Source organism: Dokdonia donghaensis DSW-1 (genome assembly GCF_001653755.1).
In the GTDB taxonomy this organism is placed as follows: Bacteria; Bacteroidota; Bacteroidia; order Flavobacteriales; family Flavobacteriaceae; genus Dokdonia; species Dokdonia donghaensis.
On the sequence record NZ_CP015125.1, the window covers coordinates 301,834 to 320,745 of the forward strand.

At 40.9% G+C, this 18,912-nt stretch carries 3 protein-coding genes; all 3 read right to left on the minus strand.

The window, feature by feature from the left end:
• Window positions 1–243: 243 nt before the first annotated feature.
• On the minus strand, window positions 244–2,205 hold the full coding sequence (locus I597_RS01345) for an OmpA family protein (RefSeq protein ID WP_064497402.1): 1,962 nt from the start codon (window positions 2,203–2,205) through the stop codon (window positions 244–246).
• Window positions 2,206–2,276: 71 nt separating this feature from the next.
• Window positions 2,277–3,233, minus strand: a complete 957-nt coding sequence (locus I597_RS01350) for a PorP/SprF family type IX secretion system membrane protein (RefSeq protein ID WP_035329231.1) — start codon at window positions 3,231–3,233, stop codon at window positions 2,277–2,279.
• 58 nt (window positions 3,234–3,291) lie between these two features.
• Window positions 3,292–18,450, minus strand: a complete 15,159-nt coding sequence (locus I597_RS01355) for a T9SS type B sorting domain-containing protein (RefSeq protein WP_064497403.1) — start codon at window positions 18,448–18,450, stop codon at window positions 3,292–3,294.
• Window positions 18,451–18,912 lie beyond the last annotated feature (462 nt).

The window sequence follows — 18,912 nt, forward strand, 5'->3', positions numbered from 1 at the left end:
ATATCGATAAAAAGTAAAAAAAGTACGATTAAGTGTAATTTTAATTACAATCAGACAAGTATTATATTTTTTTTATATAAAATTTTCACAAAACCTTGATTGTAATAGAAAATAGCAAGTATCTACGTTCAATAACGGCACAAAACTTAAACAAAAGAATTAACTAGACTACGCAAACACTACCCATTAAAAAAGCCTCGCTCATTTCTGAGCGAGGCTTTTTTAATTATGTATAAATGACTTTTATTTTGCCACTATAATAAATTCAGACCTTCTGTTAAGTTGGTGCTCCTCTTCTGTACATTCTATACCATTACCACAAGCATTAGTAAGTTGGGTCTCTCCATATCCCCTACCAGTAAGTCGGGACATACTAATACCGCCCTGATCTACTATGTATCGTATTGTAGATACATTTCTACGCTGAGATAGACTCATATTATAAGCATCTGGCGCTCTACTGTCTGTATGTGATCGCACATCGATCTTAAGACTTGGGTACTCCCTCATTACTGCGATAACCTTCTCAAGCTCTAATGCAGCATCTGGACGAATGTTATGTTTATCAAAATCAAAGTAGATAGGATTAAGCTCTAGTGTTTTTGCAAGATCGTCTCCTAACTCTATCTTTAATGGTGGTTTTAAGTATAAATCTCTGTTTAAAACTAGCCCCACCTCTGATGTGGTATTGACTATAGCCTCTGCTGGCTCATATAAAGACTTACTAGCACGCACTATGTATGATGTATTACAATCTACATCTGGAAAACTAAAACGTCCCGCATTGTCGCTTATTTTTGTCCCTACAACTTCATTTGCAATATTGCGTAACTCTACCGTAGCTTGAGGAAGTATCCTATCGGTCTTTACATCCTTTGTAACTCCTGTAATATTCTGAGCACAATTAGTAAGCAACTTTTGTTTACGCTCAAAACTATAAATGTCATCATTACCAAGACCTGTAGCCCTGCTAGAGGCAAAATAACCCGTGCCAAGTTCCTCGTTTAATATCAACCCAAAATCATCTGCACTACTATTTACAGGCTTACCTACATTGTAAGAATCTCCTATACTACCAGCCGCGTCTAACTTACTAACAAAAATATCAAGACCTCCTAAACCAAGATGCCCATCTGAAGCATAAAAAAGCTTGTTATCTGAACTGATAAAAGGAAACGTCTCTCTACCCTCGGTATTGATACGATCGCCTAGATTTACAGGCTCACCATAACTACCATCCCCATTAATGGTTACCATCCATAAATCACTTAAGCCTTTTGTACCAGGCCTATCTGAGGCAAAGTATAAAATATCTTCTTCAGGACTTAAAGCAGGGTGTGCAGTAGAAAACTCATCACTATTAAAAGGAAGCTCTACAGGAACAGACCAACCATCATTAGATTTTTCACTCACATATAGCTTTAACTTTGTCGTACCATCCTCATCTCTCTTTAACTTTGTCTTCTTTGAATAGTTATTTCTTGTAAAGTAAACAACATCTCCATTTTCTGTAAACACAGAAGTACTCTCGTGATAAGGAGTGTTTATCTCATCTGATAAACGATTAATAGTAGGATCATTAGTCTCTGTATCTCTTACAACAAAAAGATCTAAAAAAGGTTGATCGTTCCAATCGTGTATGTAGTCTCCAGTAGCCACTTCGCGATTTGAAGAAAAAACAAGATCCTCACCATAGTAACTAGGACCAAAATCTTGAAGCTCACTGTTAAAAGAAACCTTCCCAATGGTATATCTACCAGACTGTGCTTCGATTTCCTTTAAGTAATCACGCTCGGCTACATAACGCTCTGCTCGAGAATCATCTCCATTTAACCTATTAAAAATATCCATTTGAGTATCTGCCAGGTCATAGCGCTTCATACTCTTAAGGGACTGAGCATATCTAAAGTAATACTCAGCATTTGCAACAAGCGTATCACTTTCTGAACCTAAAAGTTCACCATACCACTTTGCAGCCTGCTTATAATCGGCAGTGAGATAATAGGCATCACCTAGTTTCTTTAAAACCTCTGGTGATCTAAAACCTCTCTCTGCAACTCGTAAATATAAATTACGAGCATCTACAAAGGCATATTGATCAAAATTTTCAGTCGCTTCCCGTACCTTACCCTCTTGTGCCGTAACAGTAAAGCACAGCAAACACATTATTGATGCTAGTAAGCTCTTTAGTAATCTTTGTTTCATACAAAATAATTTTAGTCAGCTCTATTTAAACTAACGCTTTCGCGAAAGCAAAAAAATATTAATATATCTAATTAGAAGAATCTAGGGGAAATCAAACGCTTAGGTTTCTTTAAAATCTCAAACCTTAAAAACACCTCGTAACTACCGTCGTTAAACTGTTGCAACTCGGTAGTCTCACGATCATAAGCAAAGCCTATCATTAAACTATCTGTCACTTGAAAACCTACAAGACCACTCAAAGCAGCACTCCACCTATAAGCAGCACCTAAGGTTAATCTATCGTATAACAAAGCATTTGCGGTAACGTCTACTTGTAATGGTGCTCCAGATACCCACTTTGCAATAGCAGCAGGTTTTAACTTAAAGTCTGGAGTAATATCAAAAACATAACCTGAAGTGAGGTAGTAGTTAATACGCTCGGTAGCGAGATAGGTAGCATTAGGATCGTTCGTGTTTTGGCTATCATCAAAGTGATCGGTCTCCAATAAATTTGGAGCACTTAAACCAGCATAAAAACGATCTGTAGAATAAAATAACCCCACTCCTATTTGAGGAGAAAACTGATTGTCTATATTATTCTGAATAAGCGCATCACCATTCTGAAATGGCGAAGCCTCTGAATAGTTTACATCTAATAAATGTACCCCACCTTTTAATCCAAAACTAAGCTTACCAATATCTGATGTAGGTATTGAGTAACTAAAGGCAAGGTCTACATAGGTCTCACTGGTGATAAAAATATCATCTTGAACGATATTAAGACCTAAACCTACACGCTGAGAGTCTCCTATAGGAGAATGAATAGAAGCGGTTTGTGTACGAGGTGCGCCGTCCAGACCAACCCACTGACTTCTGTGAAGACCCAGCACACTAACACCACCACGTGAACCCGCATAAGCAGGGTTAATACTTAACGTATTATACATATACTGTGTATACTGTGCGTCTTGCTGGGCATTTAACTGAACTGTACTCAGGGTTAAAATGAGCAATGACACAACAAATATAGTGTTAAAACATTTTTTCATATTGCTTTATTTTAATCCGGTGTACTCTTACAAGTACACCGAATATTAGTATCTATTATTATCTGTTTAAGTATAAAGGTCCCGCAAGTTGCTGAAGTTTACCTGAAGCATTAGTATATTCTACAGTGTAGTAATACGTCCCTACTGGTAAAAGCTGATCGCCATTTATAGTAGCACGACCATTACTCTCTCCTCTAAAGTACTGACCATCCTGACCATAACCTTTTACTCCATAAACCTCTACTCCCCAACGGTTGTAAATACGTACAGTATTGTTTGGATACTTTTTAATACCTCTTATGACAAATACATCATTTAAACCATCGCCATTAGGAGTCATTATATCAAATACCTCTAAACCATCGGTTGCATTAGGATTACCATTGTTAACCTCTAAGAAGTCAATTATACCATTACCATTTTCATCACCTAATTCATCTCCGTTAGGTATACCATCACCATCACAATCTCCATCAAGGAAATCTTGACTCACGTTTACTGTCTGGCTTTCTACTTCAAGACTACAAGAATCATTAGGATTAGTTCCATCTGCACCTTCTCTACCATCTAATACTCCATCTCCATCGGTATCAGGATTTGTTGGGTCGGTAGTATTACCATTAGGATCTGCAGGAGTATTTGGATTATCAACTCCTGTTATTTCTTCCTCATTTGTTAACCCATCGTTGTCACAATCTGCATTGTCAAACTCAGGTGTCGTTAGAAGAGTTTGACTATCTGCAACAAAATCACAAACATCAAACGGGTTTGTACCATCTGCAATCTCATCTCCATTAGTAACTCCATCACCGTCACAATCAAGGGTGTCAAAATCACCCCCTACAGGTAGTGTAATACTACCAACTAAGAAATCACAAGGGTTATTAGGGTCTGTACCATCCTCTGCCTCATCTCCATCTGTCACTCCATCACCATCTGTATCGGCATTTGTAGGATCTGTTGTATTTCCATTTGGATCTGCAGGTGTATCAGGATCATCTATACCCGTTAATTCTTCACCATTATTTAAACCATCCATATCACAGTCAAGATCATTCCAAGCTTGAGTAGGATCAATAGATTGACTACTCACCTGTAAATCACAAGGATCATTAGGATCGGTCATATCACCAGCTTCATCGCCATCGGTTACTCCATCGCCATCACTATCAGGATTCTGTGGATCTGTGGTATTTCCATTTGGATCGTTTGGAGTTGATGGATCATCAATTCCGGTTGTCTCCTCATTGTTAGTAAGACCATCCATATCACAATCTGCACTGTCATAAGCAGCATCAGTCATTTCTGTCTGGTTAGCTACTACTAGACTACAATTATCATTAGGATCTGTACCATCAAGCGCTTCTTGACCATCTGTCACTCCATCACCATCTGTATCAGCATTTGTAGGATCTGTTGTATTTCCATTTGGATCTGCAGGGGTAGTAGGATCATCAACTCCAGTAAGCTCTTCACCGTTATTTAAACCGTCCATATCACAATCAAGATCATTCCAAGCTGTCGTTGGCGTTACCGTTTGACTAGCAATCTCAAGAGCACAAGGGTCATTAGGATCGGTCATATCACCAGCTTCATCACCATCGGTCACTCCATCTCCATCACTATCAGGATTCTGTGGATCTGTGGTATTTCCATTTGGATCGTTTGGAGTTGATGGATCATCAATTCCTGTTGCCTCTTCATTGTTAGTAAGACCATCCATATCACAATCTGCACTGTCATAAGCAGCATCAGTCATTTCTGTCTGGTTAGCTACTACTAGACTACAATTATCATTAGGATCTGTACCATCAAGCGCTTCTTGACCATCTGTTACTCCATCACCATCACTATCAATATCTAATGGATCTGTAATCTCACCATCAGGATCTGCAGGGGTAGTAGGATCGTCAACTCCAGTAAGCTCTTCACCGTTATTTAAACCGTCCATATCACAATCAAGATCATTCCAAGCTGTCGTTGGCGTTACCGTTTGACTAGCAATCTCAAGAGCACAAGGGTCATTAGGATCGGTCATATCACCAGCTTCATCACCATCGGTTACTCCATCTCCATCACTATCAGGATTCTGTGGATCTGTGGTATTTCCATTTGGATCGTTTGGAGTTGATGGATCATCAATTCCTGTTGCCTCTTCATTGTTAGTAAGACCATCCATATCACAATCTGCACTGTCATAAGCAGCATCAGTCATTTCTGTCTGGTTAGCTACTACTAGACTACAATTATCATTAGGATCTGTACCATCAAGCGCTTCTTGACCATCTGTTACTCCATCACCATCACTATCAATATCTAATGGATCTGTAATCTCACCATCAGGATCTGCAGGGGTAGTAGGATCGTCAACTCCAGTAAGCTCTTCACCGTTATTTAAACCGTCCATATCACAATCAAGATCATTCCAAGCTGTCGTTGGCGTTACCGTTTGACTAGCAATCTCAAGAGCACAAGGATCATTAGGATCAGTCATATCACCAGCTTCATCACCATCGGTTACTCCATCTCCATCACTATCAGGATTCTGTGGATCTGTGGTGTTACCATTTGGATCGTTTGGAGTTGATGGATCATCAATTCCGGTTGTCTCCTCATTGTTAGTAAGACCATCCATATCGCAATCTGCACTGTCATAAGCAGCATCAGTCATTTCTGTCTGGTTAGCTACTACTAGACTACAATTATCATTAGGATCTGTACCATCAAGCGCTTCTTGACCATCTGTTACTCCATCACCATCACTATCAATATCTAATGGATCTGTAATCTCACCATCAGGATCTGCAGGGGTAGTAGGATCGTCAACTCCAGTAAGCTCTTCACCGTTATTTAAACCGTCCATATCACAATCAAGATCATTCCAAGCTGTCGTTGGCGTTACCGTTTGACTAGCAATCTCAAGAGCACAAGGATCATTAGGATCAGTCATATCACCAGCTTCATCGCCATCGGTCACTCCATCTCCATCACTATCAGGATTCTGTGGATCTGTGGTACTACCATTTGGATCGTTTGGAGTTGATGGATCATCAATTCCTGTTGTCTCCTCATTGTTAGTAAGACCATCCATATCACAATCTGCACTGTCGTAAGCAGCATCAGTCATTTCTGTCTGGTTAGCTACTACTAAACTACAGTTATCATTAGGGTCTGTACCATCAAGGGCTTCTTGACCATCGGTTACTCCATCACCATCACTATCAATATCTAATGGATCTGTAATCTCACCATCAGGATCTGCAGGGGTGGTAGGATCGTCAACTCCAGTAAGCTCTTCACCGTTATTTAAACCGTCCATATCACAATCAAGATCATTCCAAGCTGTCGTTGGCGTTACCGTTTGACTAGCAATCTCAAGAGCACAAGGATCATTAGGATCAGTCATATCACCAGCTTCATCGCCATCGGTCACTCCATCTCCATCACTATCAGGATTCTGTGGATCTGTGGTACTACCATTTGGATCGTTTGGAGTTGATGGATCATCAATTCCTGTTGTCTCCTCATTGTTAGTAAGACCATCCATATCGCAATCTGCACTGTCGTAAGCAGCATCAGTCATCTCTGTCTGGTTAGCTACTACTAAACTACAGTTATCATTAGGGTCTGTACCATCAAGCGCTTCTTGACCATCGGTTACTCCATCACCATCACTATCAATATCTAATGGATCTGTAATCTCACCATCAGGATCTGCAGGGGTGGTAGGATCGTCAACTCCAGTAAGCTCTTCACCGTTATTTAAACCGTCCATATCACAATCAAGATCATTCCAAGCTGTCGTTGGCGTTACCGTTTGACTAGCAATCTCAAGAGCACAAGGATCATTAGGATCAGTCATATCACCAGCTTCATCGCCATCGGTCACTCCATCTCCATCACTATCAGGATTCTGTGGATCTGTGGTACTACCATTTGGATCGTTTGGAGTTGATGGATCATCAATTCCTGTTGTCTCCTCATTGTTAGTAAGACCATCCATATCGCAATCTGCACTGTCGTAAGCAGCATCAGTCATCTCTGTCTGGTTAGCTACTACTAAACTACAGTTATCATTAGGGTCTGTACCATCAAGCGCTTCTTGACCATCGGTTACTCCATCACCATCACTATCAATATCTAATGGATCTGTAATCTCACCATCAGGATCTGCAGGGGTAGTAGGATCATCAACTCCAGTAAGCTCTTCACCGTTATTTAAACCGTCCATATCACAATCAAGATCATTCCAAGCTGTCGTTGGCGTTACCGTTTGACTAGCAATCTCAAGAGCACAAGGGTCATTAGGATCGGTCATATCACCAGCTTCATCACCATCGGTCACTCCATCTCCATCACTATCAGGATTCTGTGGATCTGTGGTACTACCATTTGGATCGTTTGGAGTTGATGGATCATCAATTCCTGTTGTCTCCTCATTGTTAGTAAGACCATCCATATCACAATCAATACTATTCCATTCGATTGTAACGATAGCTAAGTCTTGATCCATAGCATTGTAAGAACAAGGGTCATTAGGATCAGTCCCGCCATTAACTTCATCATCATTTGAAACACCATCACCATCACAATCCCCTAGTCCTTGTCCATTACATTCGTCAAAAGAAACAGACACCTGTGCTGGATCACTTATATTACCATCATTATCCATTACAGTATAAGATATAGGTGCTGGATCTTCTACAGATAATCCTGTACAAGTAGCATCTGGAATACCCGCAGCAGTACAAGGTGTAAAAGTAATTGCACCCGTTACTGGGTCTACACTCCAAACTCCTACACCAGGATCAACTAAGTCTTCTCCAGGATTGGCAGTACCTACAATCTGTACCGTTGTAGGATCTACTACATCTCCATCAACATCATTAGCTAGTACATCAACAACCACAGGCACTCCTGTGTCATTACCTGTACTCTCATCTAAGGTTGCAACAGGAACGTAATCAATTGTTACCGTAGCTGCATTTGATGGGTTACCATCATTATCATCTATCGTATAACTAGCAGGACTTGTTGGATCATCATTAAAACCAGCCTCTGGTGCAAAACTTATCTCACCAGTTACAGGATTCACCTCCCAAGCTCCTTCGCCAGGAACTGTATATCCTATAATATCACCATCTGCATCCGTCTGTACCATTGTTGCTCCAGTTGGAACTACTAAACTCACGCTCGTTACATCTAAGGTACCATCAGGATCCGCATCTACTCCATTGCCATTATCAGCCGTTGGATTGATACTCACCGTAGCACCAGGTGTATTACCTAAACTCTCATCATCTTGTGCAACAGGTGGCTCTGCATCATACATCACAGATACCGTAGCGGCATTCGATACATTACCATCATTATCGTTTATTGTATAAGTAATGTCTTGGGGATCTTGGGTAGATACTCCAACACAGCTAGCATCAGGAACTCCGGCTGCACTACAAGGGGTGAAGGTGATGGCTCCACTTACTGGATCAACACTCCAAACTCCTACGCCAGGCTCTACTAAATCATCACCAGGATTCGCAGTTCCCACGATTTGAACTGTTGTCAAATCTAACGTACCATCAGGATCCATATCATTTCCAGCAACATCAATAACCACTGGATCTCCAGTCATATTATTGACACTAGCATCATCCATCGCAACTGGTGGCTCTGGAATGAAACTCACACTGACACTTGCAGGTGCTGTAACATTACCTTCATCATCCGCAACCACATACTCAATATCGGTAGGATCTGCTGTGAATATCTCAGGACAATCAGGTAAAGAAACCACCGTACAAGGGGTAAAAGTGATGGCTCCACTTACTGGATCAACACTCCAAGTACCCTCGCCAACAACCACTAAGTCTTCTCCAGGATTGGCAGTACCTACAATCTGTACCGTTGTAGGATCTACTACATCTCCATCAACATCATTAGCTAGTACATCAACAACCACAGGCACTCCTGTGTCATTACCTGTACTCTCATCTAAGGTTGCAACAGGAACGTAATCAATTGTTACCGTAGCTGCATTTGATGGGTTACCATCATTATCATCTATCGTATAACTAGCAGGACTTGTTGGATCATCATTAAAACCAGCCTCTGGTGCAAAACTTATCTCACCAGTTACAGGATTCACCTCCCAAGCTCCTTCGCCAGGAACTGTATATCCTATAATATCACCATCTGCATCCGTCTGTACCATTGTTGCTCCAGTTGGAACTACTAAACTCACGCTCGTTACATCTAAGGTACCATCAGGATCCGCATCTACTCCATTGCCATTATCAGCCGTTGGATTGATACTCACCGTAACACCAGGTGTATTACCTAAACTCTCATCATCTTGTGCAACAGGTGGCTCTGCATCATACATCACAGATACCGTAGCGGCATTCGATACATTACCATCATTATCGTTTATTGTATAAGTAATGTCTTGGGGATCTTGGGTAGATACTCCAACACAGCTAGCATCAGGAACTCCGGCTGCACTACAAGGGGTGAAGGTGATGGCTCCACTTACTGGATCAACACTCCAAACTCCTACGCCAGGCTCTATTAAATCATCACCAGGATTCGCAGTTCCCACGATTTGAACTGTTGTCAAATCTAACGTACCATCAGGATCCATATCATTTCCAGCAACATCAATAACCACTGGATCTCCAGTCATATTATTGACACTAGCATCATCCATCGCAACTGGTGGCTCTGGAATGAAACTCACACTGACACTTGCAGGTGCTGTAACATTACCTTCATCATCCGCAACCACATACTCAATATCGGTAGGATCTGCTGTGAATATCTCAGGACAATCAGGTAAAGAAACCACCGTACAAGGGGTAAAAGTGATGGCTCCACTTACTGGATCAACACTCCAAGTACCCTCGCCAACAACCACTAAGTCTTCTCCAGGATTGGCAGTACCTACAATCTGTACCGTTGTAGGATCTACTACATCTCCATCAACATCATTAGCTAGTACATCAACAACCACAGGCACTCCTGTGTCATTACCTGTACTCTCATCTAAGGTTGCAACAGGAACGTAATCAATTGTTACCGTAGCTGCATTTGATGGGTTACCATCATTATCATCTATCGTATAACTAGCAGGACTTGTTGGATCATCATTAAAACCAGCCTCTGGTGCAAAACTTATCTCACCAGTTACAGGATTCACCTCCCAAGCTCCTTCGCCAGGAACTGTATATCCTATAATATCACCATCTGCATCCGTCTGTACCATTGTTGCTCCAGTTGGAACTACTAAACTCACGCTCGTTACATCTAAGGTACCATCAGGATCCGCATCTACTCCATTGCCATTATCAGCCGTTGGATTGATACTCACCGTAGCACCAGGTGTATTACCTAAACTCTCATCATCTTGTGCAACAGGTGGCTCTGCATCATACATCACAGATACCGTAGCGGCATTCGATACATTACCATCATTATCGTTTATTGTATAAGTAATGTCTTGGGGATCTTGGGTAGATACTCCAACACAGCTAGCATCAGGAACTCCGGCTGCACTACAAGGGGTGAAGGTGATGGCTCCACTTACTGGATCAACACTCCAAACTCCTACGCCAGGCTCTACTAAATCATCACCAGGATTCGCAGTTCCCACGATTTGAACTGTTGTCAAATCTAACGTACCATCAGGATCCATATCATTTCCAGCAACATCAATAACCACTGGATCTCCAGTCATATTATTGACACTAGCATCATCCATCGCAACTGGTGGCTCTGGAATGAAACTCACACTGACACTTGCAGGTGCTGTAACATTACCTTCATCATCCGCAACCACATACTCAATATCGGTAGGATCTGCTGTGAATATCTCAGGACAATCAGGTAAAGAAACCACCGTACAAGGGGTAAAAGTGATGGCTCCACTTACTGGATCAACACTCCAAGTACCCTCGCCAACAACCACTAAGTCTTCTCCAGGATTGGCAGTACCTACAATCTGTACCGTTGTAGGATCTACTACATCTCCATCAACATCATTAGCTAGTACATCAACAACCACAGGCACTCCTGTGTCATTACCTGCACTCTCATCTAAGGTTGCAACAGGAACGTAATCAATTGTTACCGTAGCTGCATTTGATGGGTTACCATCATTATCATCTATCGTATAACTAGCAGGACTTGTTGGATCATCATTAAAACCAGCCTCTGGTGCAAAACTTATCTCACCAGTTACAGGATTCACCTCCCAAGCTCCTTCGCCAGGAACTGTATATCCTATAATATCACCATCTGCATCCGTCTGTACCATTGTTGCTCCAGTTGGAACTACTAAACTCACGCTCGTTACATCTAAGGTACCATCAGGATCCGCATCTACTCCATTGCCATTATCAGCCGTTGGATTGATACTCACCGTAGCACCAGGTGTATTACCTAAACTCTCATCATCTTGTGCAATAGGTGGCTCTGCATCATACATCACAGATACCGTAGCAGCATTCGATACATTACCATCATTATCGTTTATTGTATAAGTAATGTCTTGGGGATCTTGGGTAGATACTCCAACACAGCTAGCATCAGGAACTCCGGCTGCACTACAAGGGGTGAAGGTGATGGCTCCACTTACTGGATCAACACTCCAAACTCCTACGCCAGGCTCTACTAAATCATCACCAGGATTCGCAGTTCCTACGATTTGAACTGTTGTCAAATCTAACGTACCATCAGGATCCATATCATTTCCAGCAACATCAATAACCACTGGATCTCCAGTCATATTATTGACACTAGTATCATCCATCGCAACTGGTGGCTCTGGAATGAAACTCACACTGACACTTGCAGGTGCTGTAACATTACCTTCATCATCCGCAACCACATACTCAATATCGGTAGGATCTGCTGTGAATATCTCAGGACAATCAGGTAAAGAAACCACCGTACAAGGGGTAAAAGTGATGGCTCCACTTACTGGATCAACACTCCAAGTACCCTCGCCAACAACCACTAAGTCTTCTCCAGGATTGGCAGTACCTACAATCTGTACCGTTGTAGGATCTACTACATCTCCATCAACATCATTAGCTAGTACATCAACAACCACAGGCACTCCTGTGTCATTACCTGTACTCTCATCTAAGGTTGCAACAGGAACGTAATCAATTGTTACCGTAGCTGCATTTGATGGGTTACCATCATTATCATCTATCGTATAACTAGCAGGACTTGTTGGATCATCATTAAAACCAGCCTCTGGTGCAAAACTTATCTCACCAGTTACAGGATTCACCTCCCAAGCTCCTTCGCCAGGAACTGTATATCCTATAATATCACCATCTGCATCCGTCTGTACCATTGTTGCTCCAGTTGGAACTACTAAACTCACGCTCGTTACATCTAAGGTACCATCAGGATCCGCATCTACTCCATTGCCATTATCAGCCGTTGGATTGATACTCACCGTAGCACCAGGTGTATTACCTAAACTCTCATCATCTTGTGCAACAGGTGGCTCTGCATCATACATCACAGATACCGTAGCGGCATTCGATACATTACCATCATTATCGTTTATTGTATAAGTAATGTCTTGGGGATCTTGGGTAGATACTCCAACACAGCTAGCATCAGGAACTCCGGCTGCACTACAAGGGGTGAAGGTGATGGCTCCACTTACTGGATCAACACTCCAAACTCCTACGCCAGGCTCTACTAAATCATCACCAGGATTCGCAGTTCCCACGATTTGAACTGTTGTCAAATCTAACGTACCATCAGGATCCATATCATTTCCAGCAACATCAATAACCACTGGATCTCCAGTCATATTATTGACACTAGCATCATCCATCGCAACTGGTGGCTCTGGAATGAAACTCACACTGACACTTGCAGGTGCTGTAACATTACCTTCATCATCCGCAACCACATACTCAATATCGGTAGGATCTGCTGTGAATATCTCAGGACAATCAGGTAAAGAAACCACCGTACAAGGGGTAAAAGTGATGGCTCCACTTACTGGATCAACACTCCAAGTACCCTCGCCAACAACCACTAAGTCTTCTCCAGGATTGGCAGTACCTACAATCTGTACCGTTGTAGGATCTACTACATCTCCATCAACATCATTAGCTAGTACATCAACAACCACAGGCACTCCTGTGTCATTACCTGTACTCTCATCTAAGGTTGCAACAGGAACGTAATCAATTGTTACCGTAGCTGCATTTGATGGGTTACCATCATTATCATCTATCGTATAACTAGCAGGACTTGTTGGATCATCATTAAAACCAGCCTCTGGTGCAAAACTTATCTCACCAGTTACAGGATTCACCTCCCAAGCTCCTTCGCCAGGAACTGTATATCCTATAATATCACCATCTGCATCCGTCTGTACCATTGTTGCTCCAGTTGGAACTACTAAACTCACGCTCGTTACATCTAAGGTACCATCAGGATCCGCATCTACTCCATTGCCATTATCAGCCGTTGGATTGATACTCACCGTAGCACCAGGTGTATTGCCTAAACTCTCATCATCTTGTGCAACAGGTGGAACAGCATAGGTTGCACTTACTTTAGCTGGAGTTGTTTCGTTACCTTCATCATCAAACACTGTATAAGAAATGTCCATAGGACTACCTTCGAATAACCCTGTACAACTAGCGTCTGGAACTCCTGCTGCACTACAAGGAGTGAAGGTAATCGCTCCACTCACAGGATCTACACTCCAAACCCCTACACCAGGCTCTACTAAGCTTGTCACAGGAACACCTGGATTTGCAGGATCTATTATCATTACTGTAGTAGGATCAACAAGATCACCATCTACATCATTTGTTAATACATCAATCACCACAGGATCTCCTGGCATAATACCAGAAACCTCATCTGCAGTTGCAACAGGAACGTAATCTATTGTTACTGTAGCCTGGTTAGAAGTATTACCAGCATTATCGTCTATTGTATAACTAGCAGGATTTGTTGGATCGTCACTAAAGCCAGCCTCTGGCGCAAAACTTATCTCTCCAGTTACAGGATTTACCTCCCAAGCCCCTTCACCTGGCACTGTGTACCCTGTAATATCACCGTCTGCATCCGTTTCTACCATCGTTGAGCCTGCCGGAACTACTAAGCTCACAGTTGTTACATCTAGGGTACCATCAGGATCGGCATCTACTCCATTACCATTATCTACAGTTGGATCTACACTTACGGTTGCTCCTGGAGAAGCCGGACTACTTATGTCATTCTGTGCTACTGGCGGAACACTTGGAACTGTTCCTTGATTGTCAGCTTCTATTGATAAATCTTCATTATTTGCAGTATCTGGATCATCTTGATCTGCCACTACAGAAGCTCCATTTGAAAAGGCACCCTCACTATCAATTGTTGCTGTAACTGTTATTGTCACATCATTCATTGTTCCCGCAGCAATACTTGCTATAGTACAAGGCAGTGCGGTACAACCATTGGAGACATTTGTAATTGTTAAATTTTCAGGAATATCCGTGACTACAACATTAGTTGCTTCATCAGGGCCTGCATTACTTACTGTTAATGTATACGTCACTGTATCCCCTACTCCATAAGGACTACTATCTACCAATACTTTATCAATACTTACATCAGCCTGCGCAATACTAAGCGTAGCTGAACGTGTTTCTTTAAAACACACATTATCATCGTGTGTAATGACAACAAAATATTCTGTACCATCTAAGCCTGTTACATCATTTACTATTAATGAATCCGTATTTTCCCCACTATAATTAGTATCTCCTGCAGTAATAAGGGTTCCAGATGTATCTGGATCACCTATATACCACATATAGTTTATTCCCGCATTTGCATTTCCAGGTGTTCCATAATTTGGAACACCTGTTGTAAATCCAGTCGAATTATCTGCAGTGGCCGTAACTGTAAAGGTTGCAGACTCACCTGTTGTAGCCGTTTGGTCAACAGGCTGCATTACCGCCACATTAACTTGTGTTGCAACTATTTCATTTCCGTTAGCACCATCATACCCCCCCGTAGCAGGAGAACCTCCTGTAACGAGTCCGTCACTATTAACAGTAGTAGGTATTGCTCCTAAAATTCCATCTCCATTAGGGTCTAACCCGCCAGACTCTAAAACGTCATTACAGCCATCGTTATCTGAATCCAAATCTAAGCCATTTGGAATTCCATCCAAATCTGTATCAACTTCACAAGCCGGAGTAAATTCAACATTAAACCCATACCCCCCTACAAAACCAAGGTTAGTATACCTTAATTCCACATTATCACCTGAGTTTATAGTAACATTTTCAGCCACTGAAGGTTGGGTGTCTGCACCACAACAAAAGGACTTAAAACTAACTCGTGTTCCATTTACAAAAACTTCAAATACGTCATCTACACTAAGTCCAGGTCCACCATAAGTAAGCTCGCCTGCCAATTCGAATCGTCTTTTAAATATAGTTTGATAAAAAGGCTGAAAAGGTATGTTATCATTATTAACACCTACATAATTTTCAGGAACTAACCCTGTACTAGTATTTGTATCATATGGGCCAGTACCTGGGTAAGACCTTGAATCTGTAAAACTAAATGAGTTTATACCTAGAAATGCCTCCCCGTTAAAAATGGGTGTTCCAGGCGTTCCATCCAATTGAGTATCCTGATCACTTGTTCCAAAAGATGAGCCCGAAATAGCAAAATGACCCTCATAGTACTCAGCATCCCAATATCCTACAGGAAAATTTCCATCCTCATTACCATCTGGCAAAACATTACCTACATTACTTTCATAACACTCTTCTGTATCTAAAATCCCATCATTATCATCATCAAGATCACAACTATCACTTATTCCATCTCCGTCATTATCAGGATTACCTGATACAACAGCATCACAAGGATCTATCACAATATTATCTAATGTAATTAGTGTATTATCTGTTGCTGGATTACCACCGACGTCAGTTACATCTGCAGTAACAGTGATAGGACCATTTGAAAGACTAGAAATATCCACATCTGTAGCTGTCCATACGCCACCCGTTACGGTTGCGGTGGTCGTAACAGTGTTTGTACCATCTGAGAATGTTACGGTTACAATCTGACCATCCTCGACATCTGTTGTAGTTCCAGAAGTGCTTACACTACCTACCTCTGCGCTATCTACAATATTATCACCTTCAATAGGAGTATCAATCGTTATGGTAGGCGCAGTTTTATCTCCATTTAATGTAATTATGAGTTGTGCTTGATCAGTTGCAACACCATCCGATAGTACATAATCAAAATCTTCTGTTAACGTCTGCCCTGTCAATAACCCAGCAACTGCGGGATTACTTGTATCTGGGGTATAAATATATGTTCCATCAGGGAATACCTCAATACTTCCATAAGTTCCCACAAAAACAGAACCACCTACAGCAACAGGACTTCCATCAATCTCAATTATAACAATATTTTCTGCCTTGCCTTGCCAGTATATATCTGATATTCCTGCAATTTGTCCTGCTTTATCATTGTCAGTTGCATCAGGACCATAGTTATAACTTAATATTAGTTGATTTATAGGCTCTTCAAAAACGATGTTAACATTACCCGTGGCATCTTGTGGAATAGCATTTCCAGTGCCATAAAAAGTATTATTTCCTGCTTCAACTACACCGCCAGTCGTAACAACTTTATAAATAGAACTTACACCGTCTAATAATCCATTAATTCTAATTTGATCCTGCCAGCTTGTAGCTTGGGAGAAATCAATATCAACTACTAAAAATCCTAAATTGAATACGGGCTCATCAAAATCTATAATAAGCTCTGTATCTTGAGACGGACTCGTAGCGGCATTTATAGAATATAAAAAATATCCCTGATGACCACCATTAACTCCAGTTTGAAATACCACTTGATTTTGATTAGCGACTCCAATATTTGAAGGGTCAGTGGATTGAAAGTTTAGAGTTACACCATCAATAGTTCTCATCTCCATATCTACAGGTCCAGACAAACCACCTCCAGGCGTACTAAATTCGGTTTCCCATACTAGTGTACTTAATCCTCTATCTATAGCATCAACCCCATTCACACCCTCATCAGTAATAATATTTCCAGAAACATCAACTTCTGTAACTACTGTAATGGAATCATTGTTATCTTCAGCATCAGGCGCCTCATCAACACCATTAATGGTTATGGTTAATATACCATAATCAATAATCGACGCATTGTCTTGAACTGTATACGATATTATATCATCGATAGACTCTCCACTTTTCAAACCTGTAACAGAAGAATTTGTCTCATCCACATCATAAACATAACTTCCATTTGGTTGAAAAATAATTGAACCATATAAAGTTTCATAAGAATTACCCACAGCTGTAGCGAATACATCTACCTCAGAGACCACTATTGAATTACCAGTATCATTAGCTAAAACATTACCAGGTATACCCCCTACTGTATTTGCAGCGACAGAGCCTGCGTCATCTGTTGCTACGGGGCCATTTATAAAAACTCTCGTTTGACTCACTGCGGTAGCTGTTGCCAAATTTGGATCTGTCACTGTCACAGTTGCATTCCTTACACCTGCCGTTGGGGCAGCTGTAGTATTTCTATAATAAAGCGTTTTAAAAAATGCTACAAGATCATCGTTAGGTATTGGGTTACCAGATGCCTCTGTTATTACAAAATCAGGACCTGAGTGAACGACAGTTAGCGTTGTTGAGTTGACAGTGAAATTTTGAGGAGCGTTAGTATCATCTAAGTCAAACTGAAAAAATCCATTAGGTATGTGACCAGTAGTTACATAAAGAAATTCTGAAGCATCTACGACACCCGTAAAATCTATACTAGCACTTAATATAGTGCCAGTATCAGAAGTTAGTGTAGGTACTTTGAACAAAGGACTAATACCATTAGATGGAACATTCCACTGCACTTCATTATCAACTCCTGCAGCATAAAAGTTAAGATCCAGAACAGGATCTGCATAAAAGGAACTTATTTTTAGGTCATCGCTACAGCTCTCAACCACCTCATTTGGCGCTGCCAGAGAAGAACCTATTAAAAGTACATACAACACAGAAAAAACTCCTAGTTTGCTCAGAGCACTTCTCACGCTAGTTATTGACATTACCACCTCACTCTTATGAGGTAAGAAAGATGATTTTTTAATCTGTCCAGAAGGAATAGTAATTTTTCCCATATATAAATTCTTTTTTTTAAACACCTTAACGATCTAGCCTTAAAGCCTATCTATCTCTAAAATCAATAAAACTAGATATGCCCATCCCCAAAAGAGGAAATCAAAATCTTACTTACAAATCTAATTTAATTACTTGTATAACATACTACAAATATACACTTAATCGTTAATATTTAACTTTTTAACGATTAATTGATTTATTTATATCGATTAAATGAAGTTTAGTGTCGACGAACGACATTAATTTATTTTACCTAAATTGCTTAATAACAGACAATTAACTATACGTCAAAAATCACAAATTATAAATACATACGAACTGCCTTAAGGTTCGGTTCGGAAATTTTTTAAAAATCTCAGAGTGAGAAACATCATTTCCCCTAGAGCTAGCAGTGCTTAATTTTATTTTGTCAAAAAAATGTAGAAAACCCTTTGTAAAAACTAGAAAAGACTTAAATTTGC